Source organism: Micromonospora sp. DT43 (genome assembly GCF_049841645.1).
Lineage (GTDB): Bacteria > Actinomycetota > Actinomycetes > Mycobacteriales > Micromonosporaceae > Micromonospora.
Genome location: NZ_JBNCKR010000003.1, coordinates 783,110 through 801,963, shown reverse-complemented (window position 1 = coordinate 801,963; position 18,854 = coordinate 783,110). Strand labels below are relative to the sequence as shown.

At 72.9% G+C, this 18,854-nt stretch carries 16 protein-coding genes and 2 tRNA genes; 8 read left to right on the top strand and 10 right to left on the bottom strand.

What is annotated here, in order from left to right; genetic code table 11:
• Nucleotides 1-3: 3 nt before the first annotated feature.
• Both ACLQ26_RS11465 and ACLQ26_RS11460 read left to right on the top strand, forming a co-directional pair.
• Nucleotides 4-77 (top strand) — tRNA-Met (locus ACLQ26_RS11465).
• A gap of 124 nt (nt 78-201) precedes the next feature.
• Nucleotides 202-278, top strand: a tRNA-Met gene (locus tag ACLQ26_RS11460).
• Nucleotides 279-398: 120 nt separating this feature from the next.
• On the opposite strand, the gene ACLQ26_RS11455 is transcribed toward ACLQ26_RS11460, so the two are convergent.
• Nucleotides 399-4,172, bottom strand: a complete 3,774-nt coding sequence (locus ACLQ26_RS11455) for a S8 family serine peptidase (protein ID WP_425744381.1) — start codon at nt 4,170-4,172, stop codon at nt 399-401.
• A 194-nt stretch (nt 4,173-4,366) separates the two neighbouring features.
• On the opposite strand from ACLQ26_RS11455, the gene ACLQ26_RS11450 reads away from it, so the two are divergent.
• The gene (locus tag ACLQ26_RS11450) at nt 4,367-4,621 is read left to right on the top strand and encodes a hypothetical protein (protein WP_363680083.1); all 255 of its coding nucleotides are present in this window, start codon (nt 4,367-4,369) and stop codon (nt 4,619-4,621) included.
• Between the two features lie 55 nt (nt 4,622-4,676).
• Here the strand turns inward: ACLQ26_RS11450 and ACLQ26_RS11445 are convergent, their stop codons facing one another.
• Nucleotides 4,677-6,008, bottom strand: coding sequence for an ABC transporter substrate-binding protein (locus tag ACLQ26_RS11445; protein WP_425744380.1), 1,332 nt, complete (start codon nt 6,006-6,008; stop codon nt 4,677-4,679).
• Nucleotides 6,009-6,142: 134 nt separating this feature from the next.
• Between ACLQ26_RS11445 and ACLQ26_RS11440 the strand changes: the two genes are divergently transcribed.
• Entirely contained in the window at nt 6,143-6,976 is an 834-nt protein-coding gene (locus ACLQ26_RS11440; protein ID WP_425744379.1) for a phosphoribosylaminoimidazolesuccinocarboxamide synthase, read from the top strand.
• Between the two features lie 102 nt (nt 6,977-7,078).
• Here the strand turns inward: ACLQ26_RS11440 and glpK are convergent, their stop codons facing one another.
• Complete coding sequence (gene glpK / locus ACLQ26_RS11435) at nt 7,079-8,563, bottom strand: glycerol kinase GlpK (RefSeq protein ID WP_425744378.1); 1,485 nt, start codon at nt 8,561-8,563, stop codon at nt 7,079-7,081.
• Nucleotides 8,564-8,640: 77 nt separating this feature from the next.
• Here glpK and ACLQ26_RS11430 point away from each other — a divergent pair, with 77 nt between their 5' ends.
• Nucleotides 8,641-9,579, top strand: coding sequence for a ribose-phosphate diphosphokinase (locus ACLQ26_RS11430; RefSeq protein ID WP_425744377.1), 939 nt, complete (start codon nt 8,641-8,643; stop codon nt 9,577-9,579).
• Nucleotides 9,580-9,592: 13 nt separating this feature from the next.
• Here ACLQ26_RS11430 and ACLQ26_RS11425 read toward each other — a convergent pair whose 3' ends face one another.
• A complete protein-coding gene (locus ACLQ26_RS11425) occupies nt 9,593-10,048 on the bottom strand; it encodes an ATP-binding protein (protein WP_425744376.1) in 456 nt (151 codons plus the stop codon).
• 118 nt (nt 10,049-10,166) lie between these two features.
• Between ACLQ26_RS11425 and macS the strand changes: the two genes are divergently transcribed.
• Both macS and ACLQ26_RS11415 read left to right on the top strand, forming a co-directional pair.
• Nucleotides 10,167-11,291, top strand: a complete 1,125-nt coding sequence (gene macS, locus ACLQ26_RS11420; RefSeq protein WP_425744375.1) for a MacS family sensor histidine kinase — start codon at nt 10,167-10,169, stop codon at nt 11,289-11,291.
• A gap of 14 nt (nt 11,292-11,305) precedes the next feature.
• Nucleotides 11,306-11,953 (top strand): response regulator transcription factor, encoded by a 648-nt coding sequence (locus ACLQ26_RS11415; protein WP_358104513.1) that lies wholly within the window; start codon nt 11,306-11,308, stop codon nt 11,951-11,953.
• Between the two features lie 5 nt (nt 11,954-11,958).
• Here the strand turns inward: ACLQ26_RS11415 and ACLQ26_RS11410 are convergent, their stop codons facing one another.
• From ACLQ26_RS11410 to ACLQ26_RS11400, 3 genes are all read right to left on the bottom strand, one after another.
• Complete coding sequence (locus ACLQ26_RS11410) at nt 11,959-12,531, bottom strand: DUF5709 domain-containing protein (protein ID WP_007464755.1); 573 nt, start codon at nt 12,529-12,531, stop codon at nt 11,959-11,961.
• A gap of 88 nt (nt 12,532-12,619) precedes the next feature.
• Nucleotides 12,620-13,426 (bottom strand): ATP-binding protein, encoded by an 807-nt coding sequence (locus ACLQ26_RS11405; protein ID WP_425744374.1) that lies wholly within the window; start codon nt 13,424-13,426, stop codon nt 12,620-12,622.
• Entirely contained in the window at nt 13,426-14,421 is a 996-nt protein-coding gene (locus ACLQ26_RS11400) for an SDR family oxidoreductase (RefSeq protein WP_425744373.1), read from the bottom strand. The genes ACLQ26_RS11405 and ACLQ26_RS11400 overlap by 1 nt, the downstream gene beginning before the upstream one ends.
• A gap of 229 nt (nt 14,422-14,650) precedes the next feature.
• Here ACLQ26_RS11400 and ACLQ26_RS11395 point away from each other — a divergent pair, with 229 nt between their 5' ends.
• Nucleotides 14,651-15,850, top strand: a complete 1,200-nt coding sequence (locus ACLQ26_RS11395; RefSeq protein WP_425744372.1) for a glycosyltransferase — start codon at nt 14,651-14,653, stop codon at nt 15,848-15,850.
• Between the two features lie 115 nt (nt 15,851-15,965).
• Here the strand turns inward: ACLQ26_RS11395 and ACLQ26_RS11390 are convergent, their stop codons facing one another.
• From ACLQ26_RS11390 to rsgA, 3 genes are read right to left on the bottom strand one after another with little or no spacing between them, the layout of a single operon-like run.
• On the bottom strand, nt 15,966-16,820 hold the full coding sequence (locus tag ACLQ26_RS11390; protein ID WP_425744410.1) for a hypothetical protein: 855 nt from the start codon (nt 16,818-16,820) through the stop codon (nt 15,966-15,968).
• A gap of 59 nt (nt 16,821-16,879) precedes the next feature.
• Complete coding sequence (locus ACLQ26_RS11385) at nt 16,880-17,698, bottom strand: inositol monophosphatase family protein (protein ID WP_425744371.1); 819 nt, start codon at nt 17,696-17,698, stop codon at nt 16,880-16,882.
• 28 nt (nt 17,699-17,726) lie between these two features.
• The gene (gene rsgA / locus ACLQ26_RS11380) at nt 17,727-18,737 is read right to left on the bottom strand and encodes a ribosome small subunit-dependent GTPase A (RefSeq protein WP_425744370.1); all 1,011 of its coding nucleotides are present in this window, start codon (nt 18,735-18,737) and stop codon (nt 17,727-17,729) included.
• Between the last annotated feature and the right edge of the window lie 117 nt (nt 18,738-18,854).

The window sequence follows — 18,854 nt, the reverse complement described above, 5'->3', positions numbered from 1 at the left end:
CGACGCGGGGTGGAGCAGCTCGGTAGCTCGCTGGGCTCATAACCCAGAGGTCGCAGGTTCAAATCCTGTCCCCGCTACGACTGAAAGCCCGTCTCCGGTTCGCCGGAGGCGGGCTTTCGCCATGTCCGGGACTCGTGTCCCGCCTCGATGGGGACCCCGCTGATCATCGTCGGAGCGGATGCGCTAAGGTTAACCAGTCGACGCGGGGTGGAGCAGCTCGGTAGCTCGCTGGGCTCATAACCCAGAGGTCGCAGGTTCAAATCCTGTCCCCGCTACCACGGAAAGTGCACACCGAAGCCCGGTCCCAGATCATGGGGCCGGGTTTTCTGGTTCCCGGTCGGGATGACCGCCGGTGCGAGCGGGGGCCGGCGCCGGACGGGCACCGACCCCCACGGCTGTCACCTGAGGCCGAAGGCCCGCATGACGGTCTGGGTGACGCCACCGCCGTTGCGTTGCGCGGCGGTGACACGGATGGACACGTACTCGGCCCGGCTCGGCGCGTTCACCGACGCCGTCCAGGTGCCCCTGCGCTCCTTGAGACCCTGCCGCTGCCAGGTGCGTCCGTCGTCGTACGAGATCTCGAGACCGAGCGAGGAGACCCCGTCCTGGGCGGCGGTACTGCCGACCACGACCGGCGTGATGACGAGGTCACTCCTGCGCGGGGCGCGGCCCGCCAGGTCCACGTCCGTCTCGTAGTCCAACTGGACCAGTGGAATGGCCTGCACGTCCGCTGCCGCGCCGGACAGGAAACTCCAGTCGGTGCGTGTGGTGGAGGAGTACGGGCTGTACTCGGGCCTGGTCTCGGTCTCCACGACCAGCCGGTACGGCAACTTCTCCGGCGACAGCTCACCGGCGAACAACTCCGGCCAGCCCTCGAACTGCACCAGTTGCTTGTCGCCCTGGTAGAACGAGATCCGCTGCAGCATGCCGGCCCCGCCGCTGTGCGCGGCGCCCGCGTCGCCGAACCCCTGGATGTACGCGCTGATGCCGTACTCGCCGCGGAACGGGATGTCGTAGGTCAGCAGGCGTGGCCGCGTGATGGGCCCGAACCAGCGGTCCTTCTGGACGCTGCCCGGCCGGTAGGCGATCTCGTCCGTGTGCGACCGCGTCCAGCCGTCGACGTAGGCGTCCTGCTTCCAGCGGATGCCCTCGCCGGCGGAGACCCAGTCGGTACGCGGCCCCGGGGCGACCGGCTCGAACGGGAGGGCGCGTGCCGCCGCCCACTCGTACGGCGGAAAGTCCATCCGCGTCTCGTATGCCTGCTGGCCCGGCGGCGGGGCGAACACGAGGTCGATCCGCGCGAGGTGCGACGGATCCGTCCGGGGCGACGGGTCGCTGGGCACCCCGCCGGAGTGGTAGTCGACCAGGTCGTACAGGTACCTCGACGAGGGGTGTGCGCTGACCGTGAGGCGTATGCCCCTGCGGCCGGCGGCGGTGATCGTGTTGATCAGGGTCTCGCCCGCACCCCGGATCAGCGAGGCGACCGGGAGCGGCCCGTTCGTCGTACCGTCGGCGTTTCCGTACCACTCGCTGCCCCGGCCCTCGCCGTCGTTGACGACCAGGAGCAGCGTGGCCCCGGCGGCGGCAGCTGCCGCCGCCCGGTCCGCCGGGGTGACGGCGTCGCTGCGGCGCACCACGACGGCCCGGCCGCGGGCGGACACGCCCGCGTAGTCGGCGGTCGAGCCGAGGCCTGCGAAGACGGCGTCCAGTCGCGAGGTGCCGTCGGGCAGCGGTCGGGATCCCGGCTGCGGGAGGGGGTCACCGAGGCGGCGGCCGTTGTGGCTGATCTCCAGCGGTGTCTGCTCGGCGCGGATCCGGGTGGTGAAGACGAAGCTGCCCTTGCGTACCTTGCCCCTGGTCGGCAGCGCCCACAGGCTGTCGTAGGTGGCGCCCGGCCAGAACGTCTCGTGCAGGGCGTCCGTGTCCTCGGGCGTCGGCTCGCTGGATGTGAAGGAGCGGTAGACGTCGATGCGACTGTTGGTTACGGCGGTCGGCTGGGGCGTCTTCACCTTCACCTGGCGGGCCTTCGAGGCGTCGAGCTCGACGACCCGGTTGGCCGTCAGGTCGACCTCGGGCACGGTCAGCAGCGCCAGCCCGAGCGAGTCGTCGCCGTGCAGACCCTCCACGTCGACGCCGCCGACAACCGTGTAGGTGCCGGGCGCCCAGCGGCTGGTGAGGGTCCCGTCCCGTACCCACATGAAGGTGGACACGCCGTCGGCACTGACGACCTCGACCTCGCCGCTCATCGGCTGGCCGGCGCGGTCCCTCAGGTGGATCGTGAGGTCGTACTTCTTGGACTCCACGGCGACCCCGACGGCCGTGTGCACCGCACCTGCCGCGTGGGAGGCGGTGACCTGCGCGGAGTACCGGCCCGGGGCGAGCCCCTTCGGGTCCACCACCACGTCCACCGTCGAGGTGCCCCGCGCCGGCACCGTGACCTGTGTGCCGCCCGCCGTGAACGCCGTCGCGGGGGAGTCACCACCGTCGACGGAGAGTGCCAGCGTGATGGCCTTGTCAGTGGTGTTGGTGTAGGTGATCGTCCGGGTGATCCGCTGCGGCTGCGTGCCGGGTGACCACGGCACGAGGCCGGCGTCCACCGACCCGGTCGCGATGATCTGGTCGGAGTGGTAGGCGGCGGCCACGTTCAGCCGTCCGCTGCCCGCCCGGTAGGCGTCGTAGTCGGGCGTGCGCACGCTGGTGCCCATCAGGGCGTCCTTGATCTGCCGCGCGCTCCACGTCGGGTGCTTCTGCACCAGCAGGACGGCGGCCCCCGCGACGTGCGGCGCCGCCATCGAGGTGCCGCTGTCCACCTGGTAGAAACCCTCACCCCAACCGATGTGTTGCGAGCGCGCCGCCAGCACGTCCACGCCGGGGGCGGTCAGGTCGGGCTTGAGGCCCTCGTCGACCATCCGCGGCCCGGCGCTGGAGAAGTCGGCCAGGTGGTCCGAGCCGTCCACCGCGCCGATGGTGAGCGCGGCGTCCGCGGTTCCGGGCGCCCCGAGGGTGTACGCGTCGGGACCGCTGTTGCCGGCGGCCACGACGAAGAGCGCTCCCGTCTCGGCGGTGAGCTGGTTCACCGACTGGCTCAGCGGATCGTCCTGCGTGTGCCAGGCGCTGACACCCAGGCTCATGTTGATCACCCTGGCGTGTTCGGTCCGCGCCGCCCACTCCATGCCCGCGATGATCCCCGAGATCGACCCACTTCCGTTGTGGTCGAGGACCTTGCCGATCACCAGGTCGGCGTCGGGGGCGACGCCGCGTTCCCTGCCTCCGGAGGCGGCGCCGGTCCCGGCCACGGTCGAGGCGGTGTGGGTGCCGTGCCCGCTGCGGTCGATGATGTCCTCGGTGGGGATGAAACTGCGCGACGCCACCACGCGGTTGGCGAGGTCCGGGTGGGTCGTGTCCACTCCGGTGTCCAGGACGGCGACCCGTACGCCGCTGCCCGTTCCCCCGGCGGCCCAGGCCGCTGGTGCGCCGATCTGCGCAGTGGTGTCGGCGAGGGCGGCCTTCGCCCTGCCGTCGAGCCACACCTTGTCGACCCCGGCGGCGAAGGACGGCGCCGCGGCGCTTGTCGATCGGGCCGTCGACGGCGAGGCGTCGGGTCGTCGACCGCCGGTGAGGGCCGACCAGAACTCGGCGGCCCGGGGGCGGTGGGCCCGGACGGCCTGGCCCCGGACCGACGGAAGGTCCAGGGTGGTCTCCGCCCCCGGCAGCGCGGTGCTGGTCCGAAGCGTCGCCGAGCCCGTGGTGCGGGTCACGATCAGGGGAAGCGCGCTGGTCCGCGCGTCGTCGAAGCCCTGGGCGACGAGCTGGGTCACGTCGAAGAGCTGCCTGTCGAGGCGACCGGTCGCCAGGTACGGCAGCGCCTCGTCGGGATACACGTAGGTGTCGCCGCCCTCGGTGGCGACGCGTACGGCGCCGGTGGCGCCCGACGGCCGTGCGACGTCCACGGTGGGCGGCGTTCCGTCGCGTCCCGGGGTCACCGTCACCGTGTCACCGGTGATCAGCGTGACCCTGACCGGCGTACCGGGAGCGTCACCGCTGTGGGCGGGTGGTGTGGGCGGTGGCGGGGGCGCGGGGGCGCCGTGGGCCGACGTGGGGGTGACCAGAGCGGCGACGATTGTGACGCCGACAGCTGTTGCCGCAGATCTTCGGGTGAGAGAGAGCCGCACAGTGCCTCCAGGTGTGACCGGTTGCCGAATCCGATCACCTCCATGAATTCCTGTAAAGATCATCATCTTTGCGGGGAGGTTGCGGGAGCATTTCCGGCGGCGGGTCCGCCCGGCCGCCCGGCCGCTCGCGGCGTCGGCGTGAATTCGGCGTGGACCGACGTGCCGAGGTTGCGTCCTTCGGCGAGGATGGGCGCATGTCTTCATTCGGGAAGTGGTGGGGCCGGCTCAGCGCGGTCCTCGGTGCGGTTGTCCTGGCGGTCTTCGTGCCGGTCGCGGCGTGGGCGTCCACGGGGGCCGGCGAGGTGGTGGTGGAGGCCGCCCGGCGGCGCTCCCGTGGCGGCGGCGGCTTCGGTTTCCTCGGTCTGCTCTGCTGCCTCGTGGTGGTGGCGATCATCGTGTTCCTGGTGCTGCGTCTGACGCGCAACCGGCGCGGCGGCCCTCCGCGCTGACCGTCGCCCAACCGGCCGGCCGCCGACGACCACCGGTCGACGGCGCCGGCCTGGGTCAGGCTGCCAGGGCGGCGTTGGCCTGGGCGAGGAACCGTGCGGTGGCCGCCCGAGTGCCGGCCCGCCGGGCGCGGAGACTCTCCGCGGCGGCGACCAGCAGGGACCGCACCCTGGCATGGCCCTTCGGTGGTGGCGCGGGGGCCGGCCCCAGTTGGCCGGCGATGCTGGCGCCGAACGCGGCGGCGCGCTGCTGAGCCGGGTCGGTGATGCTGCCCTCGGTGTAGCGGCGCACGGCGAGACTGGCGTTGAGGCCCCGCTCGTGGCCGAGGATGGTGCCCGCCTCGCCGTTCGTGGTCAGAAAGTTGATCACGTCGACCACCGTGTCCGGGTGGCGAGTGCCCCGGAACCCGGCCCAGAACATCGAGGCCCGTGGCCACTGGGCGCCCGGGGGGCCGGGAAGGCCCACCACGCCCAGCTCGGATTTGGTGAGTCGTTGCAGCTCCGGCAGTTGGTGGGACCAGGCGAAGGACGCGGCGGTCAGCCCGGTGACCACCAACTGTCGGGTCGGCTCCCCGCTGTCGGCCTGCTCGACGAGGGCCGCGCCCGGGGTGGCCCGCCCGGTGCGGGCGCGCTGCCACAGCTCGAACCAGGCGATCAGCTCCTCGGCGCCGAAGCCGAGCTGCCGCCCCCGGTAGAAGTCGCTGCCCTGGGACCGGAGCCAGAGCCAGAGGGCGCGGTAGTCGCCGGACGCGTCCACCGTGCCGGCCACCTGGCCGTCGCTGGCCTCGGTGACCTGCTGCGCCCAGGCGATGTAGTCCACCCAGGACATCCCGCCGCGCGGTTCGGGCACCCGCAGCTCGCGCAGGAGGTCCCGGTTGAAGACCACTGCCGCGAGGGTCTGCCCGGCCGCCACCGCCATCGTCCGCCCGTCCACGGTGCCGTAGCGGATCAGACCGTCCGGCAGGCCGCGCAGGTCCAACCGGTGGTCGGCGGTCCGTTCGGTGAGGTCGAGGATGATCTGGCGTTGGGAGTATTCGGTAAGCATGGCGTCGTCGAGCTGGATCAGGTCCGGAACGTTGCCGCCGGCCGCCTGCGTGGCCAACCGCTCGTAGTAGCCGTCGGCGCCCTGCCAGGTGACCCGGAAGCTGACCCGCGGGTTGCGCTCCGAATACAGCCGAAGGGCCTTCTCCGTCAGCTCGGCCCGCTTCGTCGCGCCCCACCAGAAGACGGACAGCTCGACCGGCCCGTCCTTCGTCGAGGTGTCGGCGCCGTCGCTGCATCCGGCCAGCCCACCGGTGGCCAGCAGGGGAGCGCCGAGCAGCGCGGTGAGCACTCGGCGTCGGCCCGGGTCGGCGCCGAAGCGGGCGATCGGGGGACGGACAACGGGCACGGGGGCTCCTGGCGCGTACGGACGGGTCGGACCATTCACGCAGGCGGCGCAGGAGGGTGTCAACGTCCATCCGGTCACCCCCGACTCCGGTGGTCGAATCGGTCCCTCCGATATCGCGTGATGTACTAGGGCGCGTGGAACTTCTGCACTCGGGCAAGGTTCGAGACATCTACGCCGACGGCGACGATCTGATCCTGGTCGCCTCGGACCGCATCTCGATCTACGACGTGGCGCTGCCGACGCCGATCCCGGACAAGGGTCGCCTGCTCACCGCGCTCTCCCTGTGGTGGTTCGAGCAGCTCGCCGACCTGGTGCCGAACCACGTCATCTCGGCCACCGACGTGCCGGCGGAGTTCGCCGGGCGGGCGATCCGCTGTCAGCGGCTGGACATCATCCCGGTCGAGTGCGTCGCCCGGGGCTACCTCACCGGCGGCGGCCTGCGGGAGTACGAGCGCACCGGCGCCGTCTCCGGCGTGCCGCTGCCCCGCGGGCTGGGCGAGGCGTCGATCCTGCCCGAGCCGATCTTCACGCCGTCGACCAAGGCGCCGATGGGCGAGCACGACGAGCCGATCACGTACGCCGAGGTGGTGGACAAGGTGGGCGCGGAGACCGCCGAGCGGCTGCGGCAGATCACCATCGACGTCTACCGGCGCGGCGCGGAGCTGGCCGCCGACCGGGGCATCCTGATCGCCGACACCAAGATCGAGTTGGGGTGGGCGCCGGACGGCACCCTGGTCCTCGCCGACGAGCTGCTCACCTCCGACTCGTCGCGGTTCTGGCCTGCCGATTCGTACCAGCCGGGCCGGGTGCAGTTCTCCTACGACAAGCAGTACGTGCGGGACTGGGCCACGGGCAGCGGCTGGGACAAGCAGGCCCCGGCCCCGGACGTGCCCGCCGAGGTCGTCGAGGCGACCCGCGCCCGCTACGTCGAGGTCTACGAGAGGCTCACCGGCAACCGCTGGAGCTGAGCCGCCGCCTCACGCGCGTCCCGGTATCGGTCAGTCTCGCGGCCGTGGTGGTGGTGGTGCAGCGTCCGCTGTCCGCCGCCTGCGATCCACTCCGGGCGGAGTTCACTCCACCCAGTCGAGCGTGCGCTGCACGGCCTTGCGCCACTGACGCAGTTCCTGCTCGCGCAGCTCCGGTGCCATGGCCGGTTCCCACTGCGCGTCCGAGCGCCACTGGGCGCGCAGGGTGGCGAGGTCCGGCCAGAAGCCCACCGCCAGGCCGGCGGCGTACGCGGCGCCGAGGCAGGTGGTCTCGGTGATCCGGGAGCGGACCACCGGCACGTCGAGCACATCGGCGAGGAACTGCATGAGCAGGCTGTTGGCGGTCATCCCGCCGTCCACCCGGAGTCGGCGCAGCGCCACGTCGGAGTCGGCGTTCATCGCGTCGACCACCTCGCGGGTCTGCCACGCCGACGCCTCCAGCACCGCCCGGGCCAGGTGCCCCTTGGTGATGTAGCCGGTCAGGCCGGCGATCACGCCCCGCGCGTCGCTGCGCCAGTGCGGGGCGAAGAGCCCGGAGAACGCCGGCACGACGTAACAGCCGCCGTTGTCGTCGACGGTGCGGGCCAGCTCCTCCACCTCCGGGGCCGTGGAGATCAGCCCAAGGTTGTCGCGCAGCCACTGCACGAGTGAGCCGGTGACGGCGATGGCGCCCTCCAGGGCGTACGCCGGGGGTTGACCCTTGATCTGGTACGCGACTGTGGTGAGCAGGCCGTGCGCCGACGGCACCGGGCTGGCGCCGGTGTTGAGCAGCAGGAAGCTGCCCGTGCCGTAGGTGCACTTCGCCTCGCCCGGCTGGAAGCACGTCTGCCCGAACAGGGCGGCCTGCTGGTCGCCGAGCGCGCTGGCCACCGGCACTCCCGCGAGCACGTCGGAGGCCGTGCCGTACACCTCGGCGGAGCAGCGGATCTCCGGCAGCATCGCCGCCGGCACGCCCAGCGCGTCCAGCAGCTCCGGATCCCAGTCGAGGGTGGTGAGGTCCATCAGCATGGTCCGGCTGGCGTTCGTCACGTCGGTGACGTGCTCGCCGGTCAGCTTCCAGATCAGCCAGCTGTCCATCGTGCCGAAGAGCACCTCGCCCCGTTCGGCGCGCTCGCGCAGACCGTCGACCTCGTCGAGCAGCCAGCGCACCTTCGGGCCGGCGAAGTAGGTGGCCAGCGGCAGGCCCGTGCGGGCCCGGAGGCGCTCCTCGCCGTACGCCGAGGCCAGCTCGCGCAGCAGCGGCCCGGTGCGGGTGTCCTGCCAGACGATGGCGTTGGCCACCGGACGGCCGGTGGCCCGGTCCCAGACGACTGTGGTCTCCCGCTGGTTGGTGATGCCGACGGCGGCCAGTCCGGCCGCGTCGGTGCCGGCGGCCCGCAGCGCCTCGGCGACCACCTGCTGGACGTTGTGCCAGATCTCCTCGGCGTCGTGCTCCACCCAGCCCGGCCGGGGAAAGATCTGCCGGTGTTCGCGATGGGCCGCGGCGACGATGTCCCCGGCGGAGTCGAAGACGATGCACCGCGAGGAGGTGGTGCCCTGGTCGATGGCGGCGACGTACTGGGGGGTCACGGCAGCACCGTACCCAAACCGGCGGCGCGGAGCGACCGACGTCACGTCGGCCTCCGCGTCGCCTACGATGTGCGAACGTGCGTGACATCGCCGTTTTCAGTGGAACCGCCCATCCCGACCTGGCTGCCGAGATCTGCGCCCACCTGGGGGTGCCGCTGCATCCGGTGCGGGTCTCCCGGTTCGCCAACGACTGTCTGGAAGTGCAGTTGCAGGCCAACTGCCGGGAGCGGGACGTCTTCCTGATCCAGCCGCTGGTGCCGCCGGTCCAGGAGAACCTCGTCGAGCTGTTGCTGATGATCGACGCGGCCCGGGGCGCGTCGGCCGGCCGGATCACCGTGGTGCTGCCGCACTACGCGTACGCCCGCTCGGACAAGAAGGACGCGCCGCGGATCTCGATCGGCGCGCGGCTCGTCGCCGACCTGCTCACCTCGGCGGGGGCGGACCGGGTGCTCGCGATGACCCTGCACTCGCCGCAGGTGCACGGCTTCTTCAGCGTCCCCGTGGATCATCTGCACGCGCTGCGCGAGCTGGCCACCCACTTCCGTCGCTACGACCTGAGCAACACCGTGGTGGTCTCGCCGGACCTGGGCAACGCCAAGGAGGCCGCCGCCTTCGCCCGGCTGCTCGGCACGCCTGTGGCGGCAGGTGCGAAGCAGCGGTTCAGCGACGACCTGGTCAAGATCAGTGCGGTGATCGGCGAGGTCACCGACCGGGACGTCATCGTGCTGGACGACGAGATCGCCAAGGGCAGCACTGTGGTCGAGCTGATGGAGCACCTGCGCGGCCTGAAGGTGCGCTCGATCCGGCTGGCCTGCACGCACGGCCTGTTCTCCGGCGACGCGCTGCGGCGGCTCAGCGACCAGGACGGCGTGTTGGAGATCGTCTGCACCAACACGGTCCCGATCCCGGCCGAGAAGCGGGTCGGGAAACTCGAGGTCCTCTCGGTGGCGCCCGCCCTGGCCGAGGCCATGCGCCGGATCCACAACGGGGAGTCGGTCTCGGCCCTCTTCGGCTGAGCCTGGCCCGGTCTCAGCGCTGGGTGCGGTCGGTGGCGGCGAGGGTGGCGGTGATGCGGACGGTGGTGCCGGCGGCGCTGGTGGCGATCTCCATGTCGTCGGTCAGCTCCCGGGCCAGCCAGAGACCCCACCCGCCGGCGGTGTCCGCGGCGGGACGGGTCCGGTCGCCCAGCCGCTGCGGGGTGATGCCCTGCCCGTGGTCCGCCACCTCGCAGAACAGCGCGCCCGGCTCCCGCCAGAGTCGCAGCCACCCGCGCCCGCCGCCGTGCCGCACCGCGTTGGTGATCAACTCGTTGACCGCCAGCACGAAGTCGTCCAGCCGTTGGCCGCCGAGGCCGGAGGCGTGCGCGCAGGAGGTGACCGAGTGTCGAATCTCGGTCACCTGGGCCTGCTCGAAGGCCTCGGCGATCAGGAGGGAGGGTTCGATGGGCACAACCGTACGCGGTGCGTGCGGATCTGCATTCGTCATGGCCCGTCCCGACGGCGGATCTCGGAGTATTTCGCGGCTTTTCCACCGTACGTCAGGGTTCCTCGAGGCGCACTCCGTGGCACCGCGCCGCCGGCCCGGCTGTGGCATCCTGACCGCCATGCCGTCGCCACCGGGTGGTTTCGAGGTGCCGCTCTGGCGGGCGCTCACCGTGTTCCGGGTGGCCTCCCTCGTGTACGTCTGCGCGCTCGCCGTGCGCGACGCCGACCGGTACGACCACCCGTTCGCCGTCGCCGCCCTGATCCTGACGATGATCTTCTGGACCGGTGCGACCGCCGTCGGGTACGCCCGGCCCGCCCGGCGCCGCTGGCCGCTGCTGCTGGCCGACCTCGGTGTGGTGATCGCCATCGTGCTGTCCACCCCCTGGGTGGTCGGGCGGGAGGCGCTCGGGCACGGCGTACCCACCCTGGGGGTTGCCTGGATGGCCGGCCCGGTGCTGGCCTGGGCCGTCTCCGGCGGCCGGCGGCGGGGCACGATGGCCGCACTGCTTGTCGCCGGCGCGGACCTGGCCACCCGGGAGCGGATCGGCCAGTCCTCGTTCACCGGGGTGATCCTGCTGCTACTCGCCGGCGTGGTGGTCGGGCACGTCGCCCGGCTCGCCGTGGCCGCCGAGGAACGCCTGCAACACGCGGTGGAGCTGGAGGCCGCCACCCGGGAGCGGGAACGACTGGCACGCGACATCCACGACTCGGTGCTCCAGGTACTGGCGCTGGTGCAGCGGCGCGGCGCGCACCTGCCCGGCGAGGCCGGCGAACTGGCCCGGCTCGCCGGTGAGCAGGAGGCCGCCCTGCGGGCCCTGATCGCGGGCACCGCACCGGCGGCTGCCGACGGTGCGGACGCGGTGGACCTGCGCAGCCTGCTCGGCAGGTACGCGTCGGCGGCGGTGTCCCTCTCGGCCCCCGCCACCCCGGTCACCCTGCCCCGGCAGGTGGCCGGCGAGTTGGCGGCCGCCGCCGGGGCGGCCCTGGACAACGTGGGCCGCCACGCCGGCGGACGGGCCTGGGTGTTGATCGAGGATGAGGGGGAGACCGTGACCGTGTCGATCCGTGACGAGGGGCCGGGCATCCCGGACGGCAGGCTGGTCGAGGCCGCCGCGCAGGGACGGCTCGGCGTGGCCCGGTCGATCCGCGGGCGGGTGACCGACCTCGGGGGCACCGTCCGGATCCTGTCGATCCCCGATGCCGGCACCGAGATCGAGCTGACCGTGCCGAGGACGCCGCGGTGACGGCCGTGCGGGTGATGGTCGTCGACGACCATCCGATGTGGCGCGAGGGTGTGGCCCGCGACCTGGCCGAGGCCGGTTTCCTGGTGGTGGCTACCAGCGGCGAGGGTCGGCAGGCGATCCGGGTCGCCGCCGCCGCCCGACCCGACGTGGTAGTCCTCGACCTGCAACTACCGGACATCTCCGGCGTCGAGGTGGTCGTCGGGCTGCGCGCCGCGCTGCCAGACGTCCGGGTGCTGATGCTCAGCGCCAGCGGCGAGGAGCAGAGCGTGCTCGACGCGGTGAAGGCGGGCGCCACCGGCTACCTGGTGAAGTCGACGGCGCCCGCCGCGTTCCTCGACGCGGTACGCCGCACCGCCGCCGGTGACCCCGTCTTCACGCCCGGCCTGGCGGGGTTGGTGCTGGGGGAGTACCGGCGGCTGGCCGCCGGGCCGGGGCAGGGAACGACCGGGGACGCGGAACCGGGAATGCCCCGCCTCACCGACCGGGAGACGGAGGTGCTGCGCCTGGTGGCCAAGGGGATGTCGTACAAGCAGATCGCGCAGCGGCTCGGCCTGTCCCACCGCACGGTGCAGAACCACGTGCAGAACACGCTGGGCAAGCTGCAGCTGCACAACCGGGTCGAGTTGACCCGTTACGCGATCGAGCGTGGCCTGGACGACTGATCGGCTCAGACCGAGCGCGGCGGCTCGGTCTCGTGGATCGCCAACTCCTCAGCGGTCGCCCCACCGCCCGCCGACCCGGCGTCGTACGCCACGGAGTCGGTCTCCTGGTCGGTGTGCGCCCCCTCGTCCGGCTCCACCAGCCGACCCACCGTGTGGTCCGCGACCGTGCCGAGCTGGCCGTGGTCGTAGAGGGAGACCGGCGAGTTGGGATCCGAGGTCGGCCCCGGGTCCATCACGTCGGCGTCCAGCTGGGCCTCCGCCGCGGCGGCCTCGTTCTCGGCCTCGAAGGCGATCTTCGGGTCGACCGGGCCGGCCAGCGGGTCGTCCACCGGCCGCTCGTAGACCTCCCGGTCGAGCTTGTAGTCCAACGACTCCCCGTCGAGTTGCTCCTCGGCGGTCGTCCCGAAGCGGTCCACCGCCACCGGCGTCCGGTCGCCGGGCAGCTGGGCCGGCTCCGGGCCGTCCGCCTCGCGCCCGGTGAGGACGTCGTCGTTGGCGGTCGAGTCGTCGTCGGCGGTGTCGGGCAGCCCCTCCGCCTCGGTGTCGGACACGGGGGTCGGATACTCGTTGTCGCGCATGTCTGATCACTACCCGCTGCCCTCCCGCCGTAACCGGAGCACCGCCGGTCATGCCGCGCCGAAACGGACACCGGGTGCGGGAAGCCCGTCAGCCGTGCGCTGCCTCGTCGTCCGGGTGCAGCACGCACCAGACGACCTTGCCGTCCGGCACCATGCTGGTGCCCCACCGGCGGGCCACGGTGTCGATCAGCAGCAGGCCCCGGCCACCCACGCGGTTCGGCGGGGACAGGCCGGCGAACGTGGGCCGGCGCGACGAGTGGTCGCGAACCGCCAGGTGCAGGGTGTCGCCCTGCGGCGCCAACCGGACGTTCATCGGCGTCCGGGCATGGATGACCACGTTGTTGACCATCTCGGTGACCGCGATCTGCGCCGGTTCGGTCAGGGCCGCCATGCCCCAGCGCGCGCAACCGGTGGCGACCAGCTCGCGGGCCTGCCGGGCGGAGTCCGCTGTCGGCGGCAGCTCGGCGGTCAGCACCGCCGCCAGTGGGGCCGCGGCGACCGCGGCCAGCGCGGCGTCCAGGGTGGGCCAGGCCGGCACACCCGCCAGGACGGCGTCGCGGCGACCGGGCCCGGAGACCGCCGGGTCGCAGAGCAGCAGGTCTGCCGCGGGCCAGTCGGCGACCTCCCGACGGACCTCGGCGAAGACGCTCCGCCCGGCCGGATCGGTGACCAGCAGCCCGGTCACGTCGGCGACCACCGGACCGGGCCGGTCGCCGAGCCGTGCGAGCAACACGTCGTGGACCCGGCCCGCCTCGGCGGCGTCGAGCACGCCGCTCAGCCGGACGACCGGGGACGACTCGTCGACCTCCACCCGACAGCGCTCGTCCACCGGGACGGTCGCCTTCGGGTGTGGCACGCGGACGAACGGCGCGTCCGGTCGGTCGACGCCTGTCATCAGTGGTCCGACCGGGATCGGCGGTTCATGGCCATCGTGCCGACGGCGGTGCCGGCCGCGGCGAGACCGAACGCGGCGGTCATCCGCACCAGCTGACGCCGCCGACCGTGCCAGCCTCCGCTGCGGCTGGCCTGCCCGTCGGCGCGGAACACGTTGCCGGTGCTGTCCAGCCGCGCGCTCGGGCCGAACTGGGTGCGGTGGACGTACCAGCCGAGGGTGCGCTCCACCAGAGCCGGGGCCAGCCGCCACTGCAGGCCGACCAGCCGGGCGGCGCCACCGGCGTACGCCTCGCGGCGCGGCCGGCGCAGCAACCGCACGATCGTCTCGGCGACCACCTCCGGCGGGTAGACCGGCGGGGGTGGCACCAGCTCCCGACCGCTGTGGTTGGCCGCGTGCCGGAAGAAGGGGGTGTCGATGGTGGCCGGCAGCACTGTGCAGACGGAGATCTGCCCCCGGCCGGTGACCCGCAGCTCCTGTCGGACGGTGTCGGCCAGCCCGCGGATGCCGTGCTTGGCGGCGTTGTACGCCGACTGGTACGGCATCGCCACCTCGGCCAGCACCGACGCGTTGTTGACAAGCACGCCGCCGCCGGCCTCGCCGAGGTACGGCAGCGCGGCCTTGATGCCGTGCACAGTGCCCAGCAGGTTGACCTCCAGCACGCGCCGGAACTCGGCGACCGGGATCTCGTCGAACAGACCCACGGCGCTCACCGCGGCGTTGTTGACCCAGGCGTCGATGCGGCCGAATTCGCCCACCGCGCGGTCGGCCAGTTGCTGTACCGACTCCAGGTCGGTCACGTCGGTCGGGACGGCCAACGCCCGGCCGCCCAGCTCCCGACAGCGCTGCGTGACCTGTCGCAGCGCGGGTTCGCTGCGGGCGGCGAGCACCACGGCGGCGCCCCGGCGGGCCAGCGCGTACGCGGTGGCCGTGCCGATCCCGCTGGACGCGCCGGTGATCACCACGGTCGAATCGTCGAGGGTGCGGGTCAGCGGCATTCCTGTGCGGTACCCCAGGTCGGGCCCGGTCATACCATCGGCCGCCGGCGGATCATCGACGATGCGCCCGACTCGCGCGGGGATCGGGGCCAGTGTGATTGCCGTGGCGCAAGTGTCGGTGGCACCTGCGGTGACTGTTCCCGATCTGCCAGGTTTCGGCTCCGGGTCCACAGGTTAATGGGACGCTCTGACCGGGACCGCCGAGGAAAAGATCGCAGGGAGGTGACCCATGCGCGTCGGCCTCGTCTGCGCGCACACCAGTTCGTACCGGCACGCCGACGGCCCGCCGGTCGGCACCCGACAACACATCGCGCGGGTTGCCGCCGAGCTGGCCGGCAGAGGCCACGACGTCCGCATCTACGAGCGCCGGGACGATCCGGGGCTGCCGGCGATGGCGGAGGTCGACGGCTACCAGGTTCACCGGGTGCCCGTCGGCCCGGCGACCGCACTGCCCACCGCCGGGCTGATCCCGCACGTCACCGAGTTCGGGCGGTGGCTGACCGACGAGTGGAGCGGCGCCTGGCGTCCCGAGGTGGTGCACGGGCACTACTGGATCGGCGGCCTGGCCGCCGCGCACGCCGTCCGGGAGACAGACATCCCGGTCGTGCAGACCTTCCACTCGCTCGGGGTGGAGCAGTTGCGCCACCTGGGCGGCGAGTACGACGGCCCGGGTGAACGGATCCCGCTGGAGCGGGCGTTGACCAGGGCGGTGGACATCGCCGTCGCCCAGTGCAACGACGAGGTGGACGAGCTGACCCGGATGGGTCTGCAACGCACCTCGGTGGCGATGGTGCCGGCCGGGGTGGACATCGCGCAGTTCCACCCGGACGGCGAGGCGGCGCCGCGCGAGCAGCGCGCCCGCATCCTCTCCGTCGGCGGCCTGTCCCCGGGACACGGCCAGGACGACCTGATCCGGGCGATGCGGCTGGTCGGCGACGCCGAGCTGGTGATCGCCGGCGGCCCACCGGCCGGTGAACTCGCCAACCATGCGGAGGCGCGTCGCCTCCGCGAGCTGGCCGAGCGGGCCGGGGTAGCCGACCAGGTGCGCCTGGTCGGGGCGGTTCCGCACGACCAGATGGCCACCTGGTACCGGTCCGCCGACGTGGTCGCCTGCACCCCGCACTACTCGTCGGCCGGCCGGGTCTCGCTGGAGGCGATGGCCTGCGGCGTGCCAGTGGTCGGCTATGCGATGGGCGGCCTGGCGGACGCCGTGGTCGACGAGGTCACCGGCCGTCTGGTGCCCCCCGGGGACGTGCGGACGCTCGGGGTCTCCCTGCGCCGGCTGCTCGCCGACAACGCCGGCCGGTTCGCCTACGGTCACGCCGCCGTGGATCGGGTCCGCAGCAGCTACACCTGGGAACGGACCGCCGGGGCGCTGGAACGCCTCTACGAGCGGGTGGTGAGTCGCCGCAAGCCCGTCGAAGCCTGAGCCGAGGAAACTCCACGCCGCGCCCTCACCGGGGCGGCGTGGGCATTCGGTCAGACCGGCCGGCCGGCACCGACCACGTTGGCTCAGACCGACCGGCCGGCGCCGACCATGTCGCTCAGACGGGCCGGCCGACGCCGACCATGGCCCGGTCGCGGCGGTGCGTCACGGAGCGCTGCTGCTGCGGCTGGGCGTAACGGGTCAGGCCGATCACGGCGGCCAGGGTGACCAGGAAACCGACGGCGGCCAGCCACTCCCGACCCGGCCAGATCTTGTCGTTGAGCAGCAGCAGACCGACGATGGCCGCCGGCACCGCGCCGGCGGCGTCCATGGCGGCGACCGCGGCGGTCGTCGAGCCGCGCTGCATGGCCAGGCCGAGCAGCAGTTGGCCGACGATCGAGTGGGCGATCAGCAGGTAGAACAGCGGGTCGGCGAGGAACGCCTCGGCCGACGGCGCGGACGCCAGCGGCCGGGCCGCGACCGCGGCCGAGGAGAACGCCAGCCCGGCCAGCGAGCCCAGGGCCACCGACCCGGGCGCTCCGTGCAGTCGGACGGCGAAGACACCGAGCACAGCGATCACCCCGAGCGCCACAAGCAGGGCCACCGAGCCGGCGGTGCCGAGCTGCTTCGACGGCGCCGGCCGCGCGGCCAGCACCAGCGCGGTGATCCCGGCGAAGAGAAGCGCCAACAGGGCCACCTCCGCCATCGGCAACCGCCACTTGAGCACCAGCACCCCGATGATGGCTGTCACCCCGAGCCCGGCCGCCACGCTCGCCTGCACCAGGAACAGGGGCAGGTCCCGCCGGGCCAGGAAGGCGAGCACGAAACCGCCGATCTGGCAGCTCAACCCCACCAGGTACGACCGGTGCCCGGCCAGTCGCAGCAGCAGACCCGGATCGAACGAGTGGTGCACTGTGGTGCGGGCCGCAGCCACCGACTGGAGCAGGTTGGCGAAGCCGTACGCGACGATCATCGCCGCGAGGAAGCACCAGCCGGAGGAGACCACCTGGCGAGGATAGAGGTTGCCGGGGGTCAGCGCTCGGCTGGCCGATTCAGCCGGGCGAGGATGTCGGCGTGCAGCACACCGTTGGTGGCCACCACGCTGCTCTCGGTGCCCGGCTCGCCGGTCGGGGACTGTCGGCCATCCAGATCCGTGATCGTGCCACCCGCCTCCGTGACGATCGGCACCAGCGCCGCCACGTCCCACAGCGACAACTCCGGCTCGGCCATCACGTCCAGGGCACCCTCGGACAGCAGCATGTAGCCGTAGAAGTCGCCGTACGCCCGGCTGCGCCAACCGGCGCGCAGCAGGTCGAGCAGCGCGTCGAGCCGCCCGGCGTCCTCCCAGCCGGTCAGCGACGAGTAGCAGACGCTCGCGTCGGCGACCCGGCGTACCGCCGAGACTCCGATCCGGTCGCCCCCGGCGGGACCCGGCCCGGCGTACGCGCCCCCGCCCGCACTGGCCCACCAGCGTCGGCCCAGCGCCGGCGCCGACACCACGCCCACCGCCGGCCGGTCGCCGTCGTACAGCGCGATCAGGCTGGCCCACACCGGCACGCCACGGACGAAGTTCTTGGTGCCGTCGATCGGGTCGACGATCCACCGCCGGCCGTTCGGGTCGACGGACGGCTGCGCGCCGTACTCCTCGCCGAGCAGCCCGTCGGCGGGTCGGTGCTCGGCGAGCAGCGCACGGATCTCCCGCTCCACCGCGGTGTCCGCGTCGGAGACCGGCGTCAGGTCCGGCTTCGTCTCCACCCGCAGGTCGAGCGCCCGGAACCGGTCCATGGCGATGGCGTCGGCCCGATCGGCGAGCAGGTGGGCGAGGGCGAGGTCGTCGGCGTACCCGGTCATGCCGGCAACCTAGCCGACGCCCGGCGGGTCACTCGTCGGGCCCGCGCCTGTCACCCTCGCCCGGCCCGCGCTGGTCGCTGTCGCCGCGCGCGTCGCCGTCGCCGGCCCGCGAGGCGAGCAACCGGCGGTACGACGCCAGCCGGCGCGGGTCGGCCTTGCCGGCGGCCACCCAGGCGTCCAGCCCACAGTCGGCCTCGTCGGCCGTGTGTGGGCAGTTGGGCGGGCACTCGACGGTGCCCTCCACCAGGTCGGGGAAGCCGTGCAGCAGGCTGTCGGCGGAGACGTGCGCCAACCCGAAGCTGCGGATGCCGGGGGTGTCGATGATCCAGCCCGGATCGGTGTCGACTCCGGGGACCGGCGGCAGTCGCAGCGCCACCGCGCTTGTCGAGGTGTGCCGGCCGCGACCTATCGCGCTGACCACCCCGACGGCGCGCAGCGCGTCCGGGACGAGGCGGTTGACAAGCGTCGACTTGCCCACCCCGGAGTGCCCGACCATCACCGACACCTTGCCGCTCAGCAGCGCGCGCAGGGCCCCCAGGTCGGAGTCGGGGCGGTTGAGCACGTACGGCAGCTCCAGCTCGGTGTAGTAACCCAGCACCTCCTCTGGCCCGGCCAGGTCGGCCTTCGTGAGGCAGAGCAGTGGCTCGACATCGGCGTCGTACGCGGCCACCAGGCAGCGGTCGATGAACCCGGTGCGCGGTGGTGGGTCGGCCAACGCGCTGACGATCACCAACTGGTCGGCGTTCGCCACCACCACCCGTTCCAGCCGGCCCTCGGCGGTGGTCTCGTCGTCGTCGGCGGTGCGGCGCAGCACCGAGCGGCGCTCGGCGATCCGGACGATGCGGGCGAGCGCCCCCTCGGCGCCGGAGGTGTCGCCGACGAGGCTGACACGGTCACCCACGACCACCGACTTGCGGCCCAGCTCCCGGGCCCGCATCGCGGTCACCGTGGGCAGCTCGGCCCCCACCACGCCGCGTTCGGCGCCGGCCAGCACGCACTGGTAGCGCCCCCTGTCGACGGCTATGACGAAGCCGTCCACCGCGTCGCTGTGCTGGGGCCGGGTCCGCGTACGCGGACGCGAGGACTTCCCGGGCCGGACCCGTACATCGTCCTCGTCGTACTCCCGCCGTCTGGTCGCCAGGACCTGTCCTCTTCT

Coding starts and splice junctions, on each gene's coding strand:
- ACLQ26_RS11450 (WP_363680083.1), top strand. CDS start 4,367: ATGTCTTCATTCGGGAAGTGGTGGGGCCGGCTCAGCGCGGTCCTCGGT.
- ACLQ26_RS11425 (WP_425744376.1), bottom strand. CDS start 10,048: ATGACGAATGCAGATCCGCACGCACCGCGTACGGTTGTGCCCATCGAA.
- macS (WP_425744375.1), top strand. CDS start 10,167: ATGCCGTCGCCACCGGGTGGTTTCGAGGTGCCGCTCTGGCGGGCGCTC.
- ACLQ26_RS11415 (WP_358104513.1), top strand. CDS start 11,306: ATGGTCGTCGACGACCATCCGATGTGGCGCGAGGGTGTGGCCCGCGAC.
- ACLQ26_RS11410 (WP_007464755.1), bottom strand. CDS start 12,531: ATGCGCGACAACGAGTATCCGACCCCCGTGTCCGACACCGAGGCGGAG.
- ACLQ26_RS11405 (WP_425744374.1), bottom strand. CDS start 13,426: ATGACAGGCGTCGACCGACCGGACGCGCCGTTCGTCCGCGTGCCACAC.
- ACLQ26_RS11400 (WP_425744373.1), bottom strand. CDS start 14,421: ATGCCGCTGACCCGCACCCTCGACGATTCGACCGTGGTGATCACCGGC.
- ACLQ26_RS11395 (WP_425744372.1), top strand. CDS start 14,651: ATGCGCGTCGGCCTCGTCTGCGCGCACACCAGTTCGTACCGGCACGCC.
- ACLQ26_RS11390 (WP_425744410.1), bottom strand. CDS start 16,820: ATGATCGTCGCGTACGGCTTCGCCAACCTGCTCCAGTCGGTGGCTGCG.
- ACLQ26_RS11385 (WP_425744371.1), bottom strand. CDS start 17,698: ATGACCGGGTACGCCGACGACCTCGCCCTCGCCCACCTGCTCGCCGAT.